18 protein-coding genes, 1 tRNA gene and 1 other RNA gene are annotated in these 14363 nt (G+C 62.3%); 6 read left to right on the plus strand and 14 right to left on the minus strand.

Annotation, left to right across the window (positions count from 1 at the left end):
- Positions 1–206 precede the first annotated feature (206 nt).
- Positions 207–2429: a class I SAM-dependent methyltransferase gene (locus RT551_RS09730; RefSeq protein WP_164125336.1), complete on the minus strand. Its 2223-nt coding sequence runs from the start codon at positions 2427–2429 to the stop codon at positions 207–209.
- Complete coding sequence (locus RT551_RS09735) at positions 2426–3496, minus strand: DNA adenine methylase (RefSeq protein ID WP_164125337.1); 1071 nt, start codon at positions 3494–3496, stop codon at positions 2426–2428. The genes RT551_RS09730 and RT551_RS09735 overlap by 4 nt, the downstream gene beginning before the upstream one ends.
- A 967-nt stretch (positions 3497–4463) precedes the next feature.
- Between RT551_RS09735 and RT551_RS09740 the strand changes: the two genes are divergently transcribed.
- Both RT551_RS09740 and RT551_RS09745 read left to right on the plus strand, forming a co-directional pair.
- Positions 4464–4751 (plus strand): hypothetical protein, encoded by a 288-nt coding sequence (locus RT551_RS09740; protein ID WP_313457992.1) that lies wholly within the window; start codon positions 4464–4466, stop codon positions 4749–4751.
- Positions 4751–5224 (plus strand): hypothetical protein, encoded by a 474-nt coding sequence (locus tag RT551_RS09745; protein ID WP_313457995.1) that lies wholly within the window; start codon positions 4751–4753, stop codon positions 5222–5224. Before RT551_RS09740 ends, RT551_RS09745 begins: the two co-directional genes overlap by 1 nt.
- 39 nt (positions 5225–5263) lie before the next feature.
- On the opposite strand, the gene RT551_RS09750 is transcribed toward RT551_RS09745, so the two are convergent.
- From RT551_RS09750 to RT551_RS09760, 3 genes are all read right to left on the minus strand, one after another.
- Positions 5264–5674, minus strand: coding sequence for a type II toxin-antitoxin system VapC family toxin (locus RT551_RS09750; protein WP_313457997.1), 411 nt, complete (start codon positions 5672–5674; stop codon positions 5264–5266).
- Positions 5671–5931 (minus strand): type II toxin-antitoxin system Phd/YefM family antitoxin, encoded by a 261-nt coding sequence (locus tag RT551_RS09755; RefSeq protein WP_313457999.1) that lies wholly within the window; start codon positions 5929–5931, stop codon positions 5671–5673. Before RT551_RS09755 ends, RT551_RS09750 begins: the two co-directional genes overlap by 4 nt.
- 161 nt (positions 5932–6092) lie before the next feature.
- Positions 6093–6404 (minus strand): ribbon-helix-helix protein, CopG family, encoded by a 312-nt coding sequence (locus tag RT551_RS09760; protein WP_313458002.1) that lies wholly within the window; start codon positions 6402–6404, stop codon positions 6093–6095.
- On the opposite strand from RT551_RS09760, the gene RT551_RS09765 reads away from it, so the two are divergent.
- Positions 6403–6858, plus strand: a complete 456-nt coding sequence (locus RT551_RS09765) for a GNAT family N-acetyltransferase (protein ID WP_313458004.1) — start codon at positions 6403–6405, stop codon at positions 6856–6858. The two genes, RT551_RS09760 and RT551_RS09765, sit on opposite strands and share 2 nt — an antisense overlap.
- A 70-nt stretch (positions 6859–6928) precedes the next feature.
- Here RT551_RS09765 and RT551_RS09770 read toward each other — a convergent pair whose 3' ends face one another.
- Together RT551_RS09770 and sugE are read right to left on the minus strand one after the other, a co-directional pair.
- Complete coding sequence (locus RT551_RS09770; RefSeq protein WP_313458007.1) at positions 6929–7717, minus strand: isocitrate lyase/phosphoenolpyruvate mutase family protein; 789 nt, start codon at positions 7715–7717, stop codon at positions 6929–6931.
- A 187-nt stretch (positions 7718–7904) separates the two neighbouring features.
- On the minus strand, positions 7905–8222 hold the full coding sequence (sugE, locus tag RT551_RS09775) for a quaternary ammonium compound efflux SMR transporter SugE (RefSeq protein ID WP_313458010.1): 318 nt from the start codon (positions 8220–8222) through the stop codon (positions 7905–7907).
- Between the two features lie 231 nt (positions 8223–8453).
- Here sugE and ffs point away from each other — a divergent pair.
- Positions 8454–8550, plus strand: an RNA gene (ffs, locus tag RT551_RS09780) — signal recognition particle sRNA small type.
- 24 nt (positions 8551–8574) lie between these two features.
- Here the strand turns inward: ffs and RT551_RS09785 are convergent.
- Positions 8575–9330 (minus strand): MBL fold metallo-hydrolase, encoded by a 756-nt coding sequence (locus RT551_RS09785; RefSeq protein WP_313458013.1) that lies wholly within the window; start codon positions 9328–9330, stop codon positions 8575–8577.
- Complete coding sequence (locus RT551_RS09790) at positions 9330–10079, minus strand: 3-deoxy-D-manno-octulosonic acid kinase (RefSeq protein WP_311190352.1); 750 nt, start codon at positions 10077–10079, stop codon at positions 9330–9332. Before RT551_RS09790 ends, RT551_RS09785 begins: the two co-directional genes overlap by 1 nt.
- A 21-nt stretch (positions 10080–10100) precedes the next feature.
- Here RT551_RS09790 and RT551_RS09795 point away from each other — a divergent pair, with 21 nt between their 5' ends.
- Entirely contained in the window at positions 10101–11147 is a 1047-nt protein-coding gene (locus RT551_RS09795) for a glycosyltransferase family 9 protein (RefSeq protein WP_313458017.1), read from the plus strand.
- 36 nt (positions 11148–11183) lie between these two features.
- Here RT551_RS09795 and RT551_RS09800 read toward each other — a convergent pair whose 3' ends face one another.
- Together RT551_RS09800 and RT551_RS09805 are read right to left on the minus strand one after the other, a co-directional pair.
- The gene (locus RT551_RS09800) at positions 11184–11576 is read right to left on the minus strand and encodes a DUF6165 family protein (protein WP_313458020.1); all 393 of its coding nucleotides are present in this window, start codon (positions 11574–11576) and stop codon (positions 11184–11186) included.
- A 160-nt stretch (positions 11577–11736) separates the two neighbouring features.
- Positions 11737–11827 (minus strand) — tRNA-Ser (locus tag RT551_RS09805).
- Positions 11828–11997: 170 nt separating this feature from the next.
- Here RT551_RS09805 and RT551_RS09810 point away from each other — a divergent pair.
- On the plus strand, positions 11998–12702 hold the full coding sequence (locus RT551_RS09810) for a protein phosphatase 2C domain-containing protein (RefSeq protein WP_313458022.1): 705 nt from the start codon (positions 11998–12000) through the stop codon (positions 12700–12702).
- Between the two features lie 41 nt (positions 12703–12743).
- Here the strand turns inward: RT551_RS09810 and dnaQ are convergent, their stop codons facing one another.
- The 3 genes from dnaQ to RT551_RS09825 all read right to left on the minus strand — a co-directional run.
- On the minus strand, positions 12744–13457 hold the full coding sequence (gene dnaQ / locus RT551_RS09815) for a DNA polymerase III subunit epsilon (RefSeq protein ID WP_313458025.1): 714 nt from the start codon (positions 13455–13457) through the stop codon (positions 12744–12746).
- A 4-nt stretch (positions 13458–13461) separates the two neighbouring features.
- The gene (gene rnhA / locus RT551_RS09820; RefSeq protein ID WP_282295113.1) at positions 13462–13914 is read right to left on the minus strand and encodes a ribonuclease HI; all 453 of its coding nucleotides are present in this window, start codon (positions 13912–13914) and stop codon (positions 13462–13464) included.
- Between the two features lie 11 nt (positions 13915–13925).
- Positions 13926–14363, minus strand: a 438-nt coding sequence (locus tag RT551_RS09825; protein ID WP_313458028.1) for a methyltransferase domain-containing protein, incomplete at its 5' end; no start/stop codon positions are given.

The following is a 14363-nucleotide window of genomic DNA, read 5'->3' on the forward strand; positions in this document are numbered from 1 at the left end:
TCGTAGACACGCCGTTCCGCCGACGGTTGGCCTGCTCTTGAGCAGGAAACATCGCCAAGACAATAGCCTCCAGCTCTTTATCTCCACGGAACCGGAGGTCTCTAGCCCCACCCCCAGTGTCAGAGTCGTGAGACTGCGCAACAAACTTCCTGCGGTCTCCTGGGAGGATTTCCTTCCAAAGGACTCGGGCGATGCCTGCTGCCCCTTTACGTTGACTCGACCCGCTCTGCTCCATACGTGCCCCCTTCCTCCGGCTCGAAACCTGAATGCTGAGCTGGAACAAAGGCGATTGCCCCTGCGTCCTGCGCAGCAACCATTCGCCGTTGCCAAGGGTCTTTGCCACCGGACATGCCAGCGAGCACAGAGTCCCAAGTGATCGTCGACCGGCTGTCCTGTTCCAAGGAAGGCTGCCCACGATCCAACAACGGGAAATCAGAGGACATTAGATCAAGTTCTGCAAGGGTGACGCTATAGGCACGGGCCACTTCGACCTCAATCCTTGCGCGTAGCCCTGCGGCCTCCCGGTCGGTTTCAGGAGTTCTGGCAGCCAAGTTAAGTTCATGGAGCTCCCGCGCAGCGGTAGCAAGACGCCTCCAAGGCAACCCGTTGGGCTTTATCGAGGGCATGGGGATACCCACGAGCACAAAGTAGTTGATGCTGGTCGTAAGGACCCTACGGAGCATCCAGTCAAAGGTCAAACTATTGACGACGGCCAGCCACACGAAGAGGCGATCCTCATCGGGGTCATTGGGGAAGCAGACTGTTGGGACCTTGTTACCGCACACGTAGCCCGGCTCCACCAGGGCCGCCATCATTGAGCGCTCGTTAGTCTGACCTGCGATATCACAGAAGCCGACCCTACGGCGCTGGATGCGCTCTTGGGCCTTGGCAGGGCAGTCCTTCGCAGCGATGTAGAACTGAGGGACAACCTCAGCCCCTCCCAACGGAAGACTTTCCCAGACGGCTGAACGGCCCGATCCGGCGACGTAGGCCTTCGCACCAAAGCGGTGTTGCTGAACATGACGGCCCTCAATAACTCCGATCCTTCCCTTGCCCGGACACCGTGTGAAAGATGAGCGCTGGCCTGTCATGTCGACCTCGCGGCAGAACTCCGCAAACCAGGGCGAAAGAGGGTCGTCCATACGCTCTCCACGTTCAACCAAACGCTGGAACAATGCCCAGCTCGCATTGCTATGGACCTCTGGCACACTAAGGTCCGGCCGCACTGCGCGCAGGGTCTTTCTTCCAATGCGAACTCGGCTCAACACCTCCGTCTCAGTTTCCGTCCCACCCTCACGGGTCAGTTGGATAGGCTCTTTTGTATGGGTGTTAGCGTGCTGAGTAAAGCTGAGCGCCAAGAACTTAAAGCGGGTATCTATTCCAAAGAAGCGGGCGCGATTGTCGAATAGCCCAATCTCGAGCCGTTCAGCGCGGTCGAAAAGTGCTTCCCGGATAGCATGAGTGCCTTGAGAGCGTATCAGCCCCCCCGGAACCAAGACTGATGCCTGACCTCCCGGCTTCAGCAGATTCAAGTAAAGCGCCATGAAAGCCGCATACAAGTCTGGCTCGCCTCGAACCAGGAGAGGAAAACGCCTCGCCAGGAACTCTGCGTAAGACTTCACCTCGCCCGACGATGCTTCGAACGCCGCGCGGTCCATGTGTTCGAGATCAGAGCCGTAGTGACGAGCGGTGCCCTTTCCCAAGAGGAACTCGTGCTTAGTTAGACGGACTTTTTCCCACGGGGGATTAGCAATGATCGCGTCAAAGCCGCGCGGAGCCATCCTTTCCCACTCTGCCGCCTCTAGCGCAAGGCTGTCGCCTGCTCTCCAACGCTTACGCATCTCGATAACCGCACTAAGGTCATCGGTGAGCGCCGCTAGAGACAATGTTGCCCCGCGAAGCGCAGCTTCAGAAAGGTCCATTGCATGGACGCCATTCCGAAGCCAACGAGCCGTCATCCGACGATCATCCCCGCATACAGCCAAGGTCAGCGCTACAAGCAAAATCCCCGAACCCGATGCCGGATCGATGACCTTACTTTTGGCCGTTAGGCTCGGAGCCAAGACCTTGGCCAGACGCTGAGCGAGTCGAAAGTCGGTGTGATACGCCCCAGTGCTTTTTTGCAAGGACGCCGTAACTGACTCCCGAGAGAGTGCACTCAGAGCAAGGGCCGGTTCAATGCCAGCCATACGAATCCGTGCAAGCACTGCGCCGGCGACTTCGTCCAGCTGAGGAGCTGGAGCAATCAAGGCCCGGCCAAAAGCTGCTTGGAACTCTGCAACGTCGTGTGAGCCAAGGCGTGCTGCCACAGCCTCCAGCAACTGGAATCGAGCTTCTTCCTGCTTAGACTTGAACTGGTTTGAGAAATCGCGAATCTGAGACGCAGCAGCGCGCAGCCGAGCTTGTTCTAATGTTCCAGGTGAACTCATTTCCGTGCCGTCGCACTCATTCTTGTCAGCGAGGCCGCTGACTTCGGCTCGATCACGACGAGGTATTCACTGACCTCAGAAGCGTTGTCACTCGCCTTCTGATTTGGCCTGTAGCGACCAATACTTGCCAGTGGTTCAACATTGACAACACCAGTGTCAACCAGTCGTTCGGTCAGCTCGTCCAGATCAACGTGACCTTCGCTGCTGTAGGACAGAAGGACTCGCCGCGCGTCAACACCTTGAATCAGGTCAACCAATGCCCCGAGCGCCTTTCGCTTGTAGCAAAAGTCGGATGCCAGATGCTGCCAAGGGCGAAGCCCAGAAACACCCTCCACCACGGGAGCATCGCCATGAACGATCGTTTCCAGGAGGTGGTAATAGGACGCGTATTGGCGCTTCGTGTAAGGGGGATCTAAGTAGACGGTGTCATCAGGGGTAATGCTGACATCCATCACGTCCCCCACCGAAATGTCGACTGGCATCCCTTCGTCGACCAAATCACGCGGACGAAGCAAAAGGCTTCCTTGGCTCTGCGCCGTCCAGCGCGACAAGAAGCATCCGTAGGTGCCCGCAATATTGGCCACACGATTGGCGGCTGAAAGCAGATCTGCCAACAGCACTCGTTCTTCTGAAGGATTCAGCAGCCCCGCCTTGCTCCAGTCGAAGATCTGCGAACGGCAGCTGTCGATACGCGCGGCGTTGGCCTCGGTGAAGTAGCGACGTTCTATACCTGCGCGGGAATGCTGCAAGGAAGCCGGGCTGTACTCGCTCCAGATGAAACCTCGCCGGCCGTCTAGTTCGTTCAGCCGCTCTATCGCTGAGGTGTAGCCTTCCAGCTCAGCGAAGGGCACCTGGTTGCGGCCCGTCAGCCGAGCCGAGCTCATGACAGCAGCATAGGAAAGGTGGTCGTTCAGCAACACAGGCCAGCCAAGCTGGGATGCTTGGGCTGCCACCGAGCCCATGCCACAGAAGGCGTCAACGAAGCGACCTTTCCCAGAATATTGCCCGATGAAGGGTGCCAAGCCGTCCACGAGGCGAGTCTTCGAACCGATATATCGCAAGGTCACTGAAGCTCTCCTAAGGGCCCACAAAGTGCTCTAACAGACTGAACAGCCAAGGATTCCAAACTAACGGAATCTTCCGTGCAGTCAAGGGCCGGACAGCGGAACCGATTGTAACATCTGGACGGATGGCGGCTCAGAGTCCCTTGGGGCCGCTCTACCCCTTCCCACTGAAGGGGACAAGGCCAAGGCACTCTCCGACTGTTTCCCGCCCCGCTTGGAAGCTATGATGGACCGGACACAACACAGGACACATGTCCGGTTTGCGATCTGTTGCAGGGTCAAAGGGTTAGGGTCGGGTCGATCCGATCCCCCTCTCTCCGCCAGACAAACGCAAAAGGCCGCCCATTGGGCGGCCTTTTGCGTTTGTCTGGCGGAGAGAGGGGGATAAAAGGTTTAGCGGCAACGCCCGGGCGCGTGGCGACGCGTTCTTCAACCCGGCGCGTCCTTGCTACTACGGCGCGGAGCGAATCCGGACAGCCGAATGGCTGGCCCCTGCGCTCCGCGCAGGGGCGGGGCCCATGGATGGGCCCCGCAATCCCCGGAGAACGCTGCGGCCACCATCCAACCACATTCGACACGTAGACGTGGCTGCTCTTCGCCGCAGCAAACCGGCCACCTCTGCTCGCAGCCTCCGTTAGGGATCGATCTTTCCTTGTTCAGTCGCATCCCATGCGACACGGTCCTAGTAAAAGACCTCTACCAACCATCACAGGGGGGAAACATGGCCACTTGGGCGAATTACGGTATCTCGCCTGTCCGTTACAGCGCAGCAACATGGACCCTGATCGGGCATCGACCCTTCGGGACTCTGGCGACGCGTCGGAGCCCGCAACAATCGTTTAAGGCGATCAACCAAGGCGTGAAGTTAGTCACGACCCTCTTGGACTGGGTGGATCGCCCGATTTTCCAAAGCGGATCCCGGCACTCCGCCTTATCCAAGGCCACTGCGTTGACTCAATAGGGGAAAGCAATGTCGTTCAACAGCGAAAAATACTCTCGCAAAATTATCCTGAACTGCCCTACTTGCACGGGCACGCAGTTTGAATTCGACGAAGCGGAGACTTCCGGCGACGCGCCTATCAAGTGCACTAGCTGCGAAAGAGTCATGACGCGGAATGAGCTGAAAGAAGCAAACGCAGAGAACATTGGCGCTCACCTCGAAGAGGTCAAAAAGCAAGTCACTCAGGATGTGCAGAAGCAGCTACACCACACGCTGAAGAAAGCATTTCGCGCCAACAAGGATTTCAAGATAAAATAATGCCGATCACCTTTGACACAGGCGACGTTATCGCTACTGCCGCGCTGGCGTTGTCCGCCTTCGCGACCTGGATGACTTTTCTGTTCAACAGGCGTCAGAAAAAGTTGGCCGAAACCCAAGATCTGCTCAACCGCCTACTCCTGGCGAAAGAGTCTGGAGAAGCCAACAACGCGAAGAAGGCCTACTTGGATGCCAGATTCAAAAAATTGGGAAGCAACACTTATCGCCTCAGGGTATTCAACAAGGGAAAAACTGATGCCCGCAATGTGCGCCTAGAGCCGTTGGAAGGCACAGATTGCCTCATTCAATTCGATATTGACTTCAAGTTCCCCTTGGAGCAGATGGAACCTCATCAATCGGTCGATCTCATCGCGGCAGTTGATTACGACACCCAAAGCAAGCAACCGGTCCGACTGATCTGGTCTGATGACCACAGCGATCACAATGAAAAGGTCGTCTATCCCACGATCTAATGTCAAAGACCGGTACGGCATTCCCTGGCCGCCCTGTTCCTACACAAGCTTGATCGGGTTCTTCCTATACAAGCCGATCTTCTCATCCTGCGTCAGCAACGGCATTCCCTCAACGGTTGCCTGGGCAATCTGGATGCGGTCAAACGGATCGGCGTGATGCGCTTCCAATCCCGTAACGGCGGCGGCGTGCTCGCCAGTTATCGGAAGCTCCATATATCCATTGTCGAGAAGCTCGCGCCGAAGGACACCGGCGTCTACGGTGAAGTCAGGTCGACCCATGGCGGCCTTGATAGCCACCTCCCAGATCGCAGCCGAGCTGAAATACAGCTCATTGTCGGCATCGGCAATGATATCAACGGCCTTTCGCGAAAGGCCGGCGCTTGATCCCGCCCCCTTGATCTGCCCTATCGATGCCCACAACAGCAGGTGAGTGTCGACCAGGTACTTCATCGATCTCCATCTCCGCCAAACATCGCTTCAATCTCTTCGGCCCCCATCGCGTCGAATGCCTTCTGCGAAGGGATCTTGAATCCCGCTCCGCTGAGGAAACCGATTCTTTTGGTCGGTTTTTGTGCCGGCTCGGTGAACGGGACGACCTTGACCACGGGCTTGCCCGCCTTCGCGATGACAAAGGAATGCCCCTCCGACGCCAAAGCGATAAGCGCGGAGAGGTGGGTCTTAGCGTAGTGAATGTTAAAGCTCTTCATGGCGGGAGCCTAAACTTAGTCTACCCAGCTTAGTCTACTTGACCAGGAGTTTCAACCGGGCGGCAAACGCGAAGAGCCACGCTCCCACACCTCATCAATGGCACCATGCGCGCCTGCGGACCACCCGATATCCCGATGACACGCATGGCGTGTCACTACGTTCACAGGCCCACAATCTCCGTGGTCACATCCAACTCGCCATTCGCCTCCCTGAACATTCCGAGCTTTTCACCCCGGCGAGCCCCTTCAACGGAGGCGATATAGAGCCCCAGGGCCTGCCGGAAGACATCTGTCATGGTGATCTGCCTGGACAGCGCAATCTCGTCCATGACGGCCTTCAGCTCGTCCGGGATCTCGACGTTGACGCGTGTGGACATGCGATCCTCCTGATGATTCGCAAGAAGATGAATCGACCACGTACCGGCGCGCAAGTTACGGTGTCGCCATTCGCCCGGATCGAGCCGCAGGTGCATGACTACCTCCCGCCCCTACCACCACAACGACGCCATCCACTGTCTGCGCGTGTTCGACAGCAACACGCCGCGCTTCTTCGGCCCGCATGAGCGCGACGGATTCGTCGGCTTCCTGCAGGAACCCCAGCGCCCGCAGGATTACGTTGTGGTGGAACGCGACGGCGAGATCGTCGCCTGCGGCGGCCTCGCTTCTCTGGATGACGAAACCGCCGGCTTCGTCTGGGGCATGGTGGATCAAAGCCTGCATCGTCAGGGCGTCGGCAAAGCGCTTGCCTTGGCGCGCATTGAGCAGGCGCAGGCAATGGGGAAACGCCGGCTGACGTTGAACACCAGCCAGCATGTGCAGGCGTTCTATGCTGGACTGGGGTTTGCCGTCGTCAATGTGGTTGCCGACGGCCATGGCCCGGGATTGGACGCGGTGGAAATGTCACTGAACCTGCCGCCCCACCGGTAGAGTCGCTCGCCAGACGACTGCCGATGACGGTGATCAGCACGGTAAGGCATCAATCCCAACGAAGCGCACGTTACCCAAACAGTGCATTCAATGCGGCATAGCTGGGCGGGGGTGCTGGCATGGCCAGCGTGTCGTCGAACATCGCGCGCGTCGCCGTCTCCACCGCACTCCATGCATGCGCATACAACGCCGGACCAGCACTGAGTCTCCGCACACCGGAGGCCAGCAGTTCTGCATGCGTGCCGATACCCGGCAGCCACATGACATTGAGGGGCAATGTGATGCCTGCCACCACGGCGGCAATATCAGCAGGGTTCTTCAATCCCGGCACGAACGCGCCGTCGGCACCCGCTGCGGCATACGACTGCAGACGCTCCACGGTCATGGCGACAGCGGCCTGCCCTTCGGCGAGGCCGCGCAGATACACATCGGTGCGTGCGTTGATGAACAACGGGCGGCCGGCAAGCGCAGCGCGAATCGCGGTGATCTTGTCGGCCAGCAACGCAGGCGCACCGGTGCCGTCTTCCAGGTTGATGCCGACTACGCCGAGTTCGACCAGCGAATCTGCCAACGCCGCTACCTGCTGCGGGTCATCGCTGTAGCCGTCTTCAATATCGGCGGTGATGGGAACCGAGGTGGCACGCACGATTTCCGCGACACGCTGCAGCAATGCGGTACGCGGCAGGGCGCTGCCGTCGGCGTAGCCGCAGGACCACGCCATGGCGGCGCTGGTGGTGCCGACCGCCTGCGCGCCCTGTTCCTGGGCGAGACGGGCGCTGCCGGCGTCCCAGGCGTTGGGGAGGACCAGCAGGGTGTGGGCGGTGTGGAGTTCGGCGAAACGGGCGTGCAGGTTGCTCATGTCCGGGGCCTCGGGGTGGGAAGCGTGAGTGTGCGCTTTCCGTGGCCGGATGGCTGGCCGGATTCGGACGGGAATACCTGGCGGGGTCATGCACCGCGGAGCCACGCAGGGCGTGGCTCTACGGAGGGGGGACATTTCCGGCGAAAAGTTGCGCCGCGCGGATGCGGTGCGATTTCCGGACCGCGCGTCAGCTGCTGGAGAGCTTCATCAGGACCAGGCCGCTGACGATCAGTACGGCGGCGCCGATGCGCATGGCGGTGACCTGCTCGCCGAGGAACACGATGCCGACGATGAACGCGCCAACGGCACCGATACCTGTCCAGATGGTGTACGCGGTGCCCAGGGGCAGACTGCGCATGGCCAGGGCGAGCAGCCAGAAGCTGGCGGCCATGGCGGTGAAGGTGATGAGCGAGGGGGTGAGCTTGCTGAAGCCTTCGGACTGCTTCATGGAAAACGCCCAGACGATTTCCAGGACACCGGCAACGAGTAGGTAGATCCAGGCCATGGTGGCCTCCTTTGATGGGGCCAGGCCGTCCTGGTCAGTGATACCCGGTTTGGGGGAGGTCGTTCCTCCATTGTTACGTGCAGCGGGGCAAGCCCCGCTCTACGTGGGTGGATTCTAGCCAATGGGGAGAGTCGCCGGGGATTGCGGCGGCTGGTGGGCTACAGAGGGTTCAGGGTTTTGTTTGTGCTAGAATGGCGGACTGCACTTCGGTGCAACGTCTCTATGGCGGCCCCGTCGGCCCCTCGCGACGCTAGATCGAAAATCCCGCCAGGGCCGGAAGGCAGCAACGGTATCGATCGACGCGGGCGCCGAGGTCAGCCGGCGGGGCCGTCACCCGTTTCAGGGGTCGGTTTCAGGCGGTCGGGGTCGGTGCCGTGGGCACGGCCAGGGACACGCACTCGCCGGGCACGGCCACGCGATGTCCGCGGGCACGCAGCGCCTCGCCATCGGCTTCGCTGGCGTAGTGGTACAGCATCATCCTCGCCTGCAGCTCTGGCGAATACTCGCGCTCAAGATCGTCCACGCCGGTATGCGATGGATTGCCGTGCAGGCCGCAGTCGTGGGCGATCAGCTCGTTGTCGCTGGCGTATCGGGCGAGCATTTCCGGAATCGGCCGGGTGTCCCCACTCCACACCAAAGCGCCCTGCAGGCGCAGACCATAGGCGGTCTCCGGCCAATGGTGGCGCACCGGGAACACTTCCAGGCGCACGCCGTCATGCCAGAAGGCGTCACCCACCACGATCAGCTGGAAGGCATCCCAGAAATTGGCTCCCCCCTCGGCCAGCACGTTGGGGTAGTCCCCTACCCGCTTGTGCAGCAGCGGCACCACGGTGGCCGGCACATACAGACGTATCTTGCCGCGCCGTTGGGGTGAGAAGTAGGCGTCCACGAACAGGCGCTCGAAGCCGGCCACATGATCCAGGTGCACATGGGTGACAAACAGCGCCTGTGGCATCTGCCCGTACTGGGCCAGGTAGGCGGTCAGCCCTTCCCCGCCACAGTCGATGGTCAGCCAGGGCGCACCATCGCGCTCGATCACCGCCATCGGCGAACCCAACTGCACGGCCGACGCGTTGCCGACCCCCATGAAGCGCAAGGCCCAGTCCATCAGTAGCCCCGGTTCCAGGCCAGGTCGTAGGCGCGACGCAGGCGCGCGAAGTCTTTTTCCACTTCCTCGTGGCTGCGCTCACCGCGCAGCTTGATCAGCGAGCGGTGCAGGCGCTTGAGATTGCGCTCGCGCCACGCGGTGGCGGGAATGCGCTGCACGCCGCGGTCGAAGTCGATCAGCCAGCCATGACCGTTGGCATCGAACAGGATGTTGTGGGCGTTGAGGTCGGCATGGTCCAGCCCGGCCCGATGGAAACGGGCAATGAGCCGGCCGGTTTCTTCCCAGGGAGCGCCACGCCCCGCCACCAGCGCGCGGTCGGCCAGCGAGCGCACGCCTTCCAGGCGCTCCATCAGGATCGCGGCGCGGTAGCGCACACCCTCGCGCATGTAGAACGCGGCAATCGGTCGCGGCACCGGCAGCTTCTGTGCGCGCAGCGCGCGCATCAGGCGGAACTCGGCGAAGCTGCGGGTGCGGTTGGCCCCGCGCCAGAGGTATTGATCGCGGCTGAGCTTGGCGGCCAGGCCGCCGCGCAGGTAGTGGCGCAGCACGCAGTGACCGATCGGCGCGTCCACGAACCAGGCCCCGCCGCGGCCACCGTCGCCCACCGGCCGCGCGCGCTCGCCCCAGTGCGCCGGCGCGAACAGGCTCATGTCGGCTTGCCGCAACCGTTCGCGGTCGAACAGAATGGCACCCATACCGCGTCCATCGCGGCAGGGCGTCAGCGCTTCAGTGGCGTCGAATGCGACCATTCCTTCGAGTCTAACAACACCATGGCACCAACGTCCTCTTCCTTGTGTCTTTTGCGTTTGTCGGCGCTGGGCGATGTGACCCATGTGGTGCCTCTGGTGCGCACCCTGCAGCGCGGCCTGCCGGGTACCGAACTGCACTGGATCATCGACAAGGTCGGCCAGAAGCTGCTCGATGGCCTGCCCGGCGTGGTCTTCCACACCTACGACAAGAAGACCGGCCTGCAAGGCATGCGCGCCCTGCGCCAGAGCCTGCCGCCGGGCCGCTTCGAGGCCCTGCTGCAGATGCAGGTGGCGTTCCGGGCCAATGTGTTGTCCGCGTTTGTCCCGGCCAGACGCCGGATCGGCTACGACAAGGCCCGTTCCAAGGACCTGCACGGGCTTTTCATCAACGAACGCATCCCCGACCGCCCGGGCATCCATGTGCTGGATGCGATGGGCAGCTTCTGCGAGCCGCTGGGGCTGAAGCAGACCGAGGTGAGCTGGGACCTGGCGGTGCCGCAGTCAGCGGTGGAGTGGGCGCAGGCGCAGTGGGACAACGATGGCCGCCCGGTGCTAATGATCTCGCCCTGCTCCAGCCATGTGCGCCGCAACTGGTACGCCGACCGCTATGCGGCGGTGGCCAACCACGCGGCCAGCCGCGGCTGGCGGGTGGTGCTGTGCGGCGGCCGCAGCGAGCTGGAGCGCAACATGTCCGACGCCATCCAGGCTCAGCTGCAGACCCCGGCGCTGGACCTGGTGGGCAAGGACACGCTGAAGCAGCTGCCGGCCCTGCTGGCCCGCGCGGCACTGGTGATGACCCCGGATTCGGGCCCGATGCACATTGCCAATGCCATGGGCGCCAAGGTGCTGGGCCTGCATGCGGCCAGCAACCCGCACCGCAGCGGCCCGTACTCGGACCGCCGCTACTGTGTGGACCGCTACGACGATGCGGCCCGGAAGTACCTGGGCAAGCCCGGTGCCGAACTGAAGTGGGGCACCAAGATCGAGTTCGACGACGTGATGGAGCTGATCACCGTCGAGGACGGCATTGCCGCGTTTGAGCGGTATGTGGCCGATTCTGGGCGCTGAGGCCAAGAGCAGTCGACCATGGGTCGACTCTACCCGTTACGCGTGCTTGTAGGACTTTTCTTCGATGTAGGCGGAGCCCAGCGCCAGGTTGATCTCCTTCTTGATGCGGGCGCGCTCGTCGTTCTTCAGGTAGACGGTACGGGCCAGTTCGATGAAGCGCTCGTCAAAGGCACCGGACTGGTCCTGCAGGCGGATGTTGTCTTCGGTGTCCCACAGCAGCTCGTTGACCGCCTTGAGCTCGGCACGCAGCTTGGCGATGTCCTTGACCGCCGCCGGATGTGCCAGCCAGGTCTTTTCCAGCGCGCTCAGTTCGGTGTGGATGTTGGCCAGCTTGGCCGCGTCGTTGATCCGCTCGGACTTGATCTGCAGGATGGAGATCTTGTCGAGCAGCTCGCCGAAGGAAACAGGGACTTGGATTTCTGCGGTCATGAGTGAATGGCCGTTTTTCTTGTGGAGTGCAGGCAGTTTAGCCGTAGAGCCACGCCCTGCGTGGCTGCACAGCCCATCGGCACCGCGAAGCCACGCAGGGCGTGGCTCTACGACCGGGGAAAGAAAAAGGCCACCCGATGGGTGGCCTTTTTTGCGTGTCTGGCGGAGAGGGGGGGATTCGAACCCCCGAGGCGCTATAAACGCCTGCCTGATTTCGAGTCAGGTACATTCAACCGCTCTGCCACCTCTCCAGATGGTCCCGGCGAACCGGGACGCGAATAATACGGGGAGCGGGCGCTGACGGCAAGCGATTGCGGCGTCTTCAGGTGAATTTCGTCTGACCCGATCGCTTGCCGGATGTCCGCAGGGCCGCGATCATGCCGTTATTCCCCGCAATACCTTCGCCGCAAACCCACCGACCATGATCGAATTCGGACACCTGACCCACCCCGGCCTGCGCCGTGACCTCAATGAGGACACCTACTACGGTGATGGCGAACTGGCCTTGTGGCTGGTGGCCGACGGCATGGGCGGCCACGCCTGTGGCGAGATCGCCAGCGCGTTGGCGCGGGAAACCATCGTGCGCGAGATCCGCCAGGGAGCCTCGCTGGCGCAGGCCATCCGCATTGCCGACGAAGAAATCATCCGCACCTCACGCCGGCGCAACGACACCCTGCCGATGGGCACCACGGTGGTGGCCGCGCGGGTGCTGGGCAATCGCTACGAGGTCGCCTGGGTGGGCGACAGCCGGGCCTACCTGTGGCGTGACGGGCAGCTGGCGCAGCTGAGCCAGGACCACAGCGTGGTCCAGGAAATGGTGGCACAGGGCAATCTGACCGCCGAGCAGGCCCGCGCCCACCCAAGCCGTAATGTGGTGACCCAGGCGCTGGGGGTGACCGACCCGGCGCACCTGAACGTGGCCACCACCACCGGCGAACTGCGCCCGGGCATGCAGCTGCTGCTGTGCAGCGACGGGCTGACCGAGGAAGTGGAAGACCACGGCATCGCCAGCACCCTGGCCTATGACGATGCCAGTGCGCAGGAGTGCGTGGATACGCTGGTGGCGGCGGCGCTGGATGGCGGCGGGTCGGACAACATCACCGTGATATTGGTGCGTTGCCATTAGGCACGTTCGGGGGAAATGAGGTTGCCGGGCATGGCCCGGCACTACGCGGGCTGGGCACCGTCCCAGATGGCGTGGCCGGCTTTTTTACGCAGCTTGGCCAGGCGCGCCTCATGGGCCTCCTGCTCGGACGCGGTGGCGACCACGCGCGGGCGCGGCAGCAGCCGCGAGGTGTCGATGGCCATCGCCTGGACGCCACCAGTGACGGCGTCGTCGGCGCTGCCAAAGCCGATCTCTTCCTGCCCGGAGGTCAGCGCGATATACACGTCGCCCAGGATCTGGGCATCCAGCAGACCGCCGTGCAGCTGGCGATGCGCGTTGTCCACGCCCAGTCGTTTGCACAGCGCGTCCAGTGAGTTGCGCTGGCCGGGATAGCGCTCGCGCGCCATCTTCAGCGTATCGATGACCGTGCAGCGGTCGGCGATCGTGCCGTAGTGGTCGCCCAGCCGCGACAGTTCGTAGTCCAGGAAGCCGAGGTCGAACGCGGCGTTGTGGATGATCAGCTCCGCCCCATCGATGTAGGCCAGGAATTCGTCGGCGATCTGCGCGAAGTCCGGCTTGTCGGCCAGGAAGTCGAGGGTCAGCCCGGTGACTTCCTGCGCGCCCTGTTCGAACTCGACGTCCGGCTTGATGTACTGGTGGTAGTTGTTGCCACTGGGGCGCCGCTCAAGCAGTTCCACACAGCCGATTTCGACGATGCGGTTGCCTTTGCGCCATTCCAGGCCGGTGGTTTCGGTGTCGAGGATGATCTGACGCATGGCGTTAGTTTACCGCCGCGCCGTTGCGGATCCGGATCGCGGCGTCACGCGCCAGCTGGTCCACGCGCTCATTGTCGGGATCACCGTTGTGGCCCTTCACCCAACGCCAGTCGATGGTGTGGCGCAGAGTGGCGGCATGCAGGCGCTCCCACAGCTCCCGGTTCTTGACCGGGTCGCCGCCGGCGGTCTTCCAGTTCTTGCGGATCCAGCCGGGCATCCACTGGGTCAGGCCCTGGCGGACGTATTGGGAGTCGGTGTACAGCACGATGTTGCAGGGTTCGGTCAGCGCTTCCAGGCCGGAAATGGCAGCCATCAGCTCCATCCGGTTGTTGGTGGTATGCGCTTCGCCGCCGGTGAGTTCGCGCTCGTGCGCGTTGTAGCGCAGCAGCGCCGCCCAGCCACCGGGGCCGGGGTTGCCCAGGCAGGAACCGTCGGTGTGTATTTCAATGGTTTTCATTCAATTCCAGATCAGGTCGCCACGGTGCCGTGCCAACGACGCACCGGCAGTGGCGTGGGGCCCGGCAGGGCCAGGGTACGTTTTTCAGCAGTGAACAGGCACACCGCGCGCAGCGGAGCCAGGCTGCTGCGGTCGGGCGAGCGGTCGCGCCACATCGGACCCAGCCAGGTCAGCTCCTGGCAGCTCAGCCCCGCCTGCTCCAGGCTGTGGCGCAGGCGCTGCGGGGTGCGGACGACCAGCCCGTGGCGACGCCACTGGCGGCGGAACGGGCTGAACGGATTGAGCGTGGACAGCCACAGCCGGCCGCCCGGCATCAGCACCCGCTCGCACTCGGCGATCAGCGCTTCGGCATCGCGGGCGGTCACATGCTGCAGCACGATGGCGTTGACGCTCTCGCTGGGCAAGGGCAGCGGCAGGGCGCAGCGGGCGTCGCCGCTGTAGCCCGGCGG

This window comes from Stenotrophomonas sp. (assembly GCF_032103445.1).
In the GTDB taxonomy this organism is placed as follows: domain Bacteria; phylum Pseudomonadota; class Gammaproteobacteria; order Xanthomonadales; family Xanthomonadaceae; genus Stenotrophomonas.

Coding starts and splice junctions, on each gene's coding strand:
- RT551_RS09800 (WP_313458020.1), bottom strand. CDS start 11,576: ATGACCGCAGAAATCCAAGTCCCTGTTTCCTTCGGCGAGCTGCTCGAC.
- RT551_RS09770 (WP_313458007.1), bottom strand. CDS start 7,717: ATGAGCAACCTGCACGCCCGTTTCGCCGAACTCCACACCGCCCACACC.
- rnhA (WP_282295113.1), bottom strand. CDS start 13,914: ATGAAAACCATTGAAATACACACCGACGGTTCCTGCCTGGGCAACCCC.
- RT551_RS09745 (WP_313457995.1), top strand. CDS start 4,751: ATGCCGATCACCTTTGACACAGGCGACGTTATCGCTACTGCCGCGCTG.
- RT551_RS09755 (WP_313457999.1), bottom strand. CDS start 5,931: ATGAAGAGCTTTAACATTCACTACGCTAAGACCCACCTCTCCGCGCTT.
- dnaQ (WP_313458025.1), bottom strand. CDS start 13,457: ATGCGTCAGATCATCCTCGACACCGAAACCACCGGCCTGGAATGGCGC.
- sugE (WP_313458010.1), bottom strand. CDS start 8,222: ATGGCCTGGATCTACCTACTCGTTGCCGGTGTCCTGGAAATCGTCTGG.
- RT551_RS09750 (WP_313457997.1), bottom strand. CDS start 5,674: ATGAAGTACCTGGTCGACACTCACCTGCTGTTGTGGGCATCGATAGGG.
- RT551_RS09795 (WP_313458017.1), top strand. CDS start 10,101: ATGGCACCAACGTCCTCTTCCTTGTGTCTTTTGCGTTTGTCGGCGCTG.
- RT551_RS09810 (WP_313458022.1), top strand. CDS start 11,998: ATGATCGAATTCGGACACCTGACCCACCCCGGCCTGCGCCGTGACCTC.
- RT551_RS09730 (WP_164125336.1), bottom strand. CDS start 2,429: ATGAGTTCACCTGGAACATTAGAACAAGCTCGGCTGCGCGCTGCTGCG.
- RT551_RS09765 (WP_313458004.1), top strand. CDS start 6,403: ATGACTACCTCCCGCCCCTACCACCACAACGACGCCATCCACTGTCTG.
- RT551_RS09785 (WP_313458013.1), bottom strand. CDS start 9,330: ATGGACTGGGCCTTGCGCTTCATGGGGGTCGGCAACGCGTCGGCCGTG.
- RT551_RS09790 (WP_311190352.1), bottom strand. CDS start 10,079: ATGGTCGCATTCGACGCCACTGAAGCGCTGACGCCCTGCCGCGATGGA.
- RT551_RS09760 (WP_313458002.1), bottom strand. CDS start 6,404: ATGCACCTGCGGCTCGATCCGGGCGAATGGCGACACCGTAACTTGCGC.
- RT551_RS09740 (WP_313457992.1), top strand. CDS start 4,464: ATGTCGTTCAACAGCGAAAAATACTCTCGCAAAATTATCCTGAACTGC.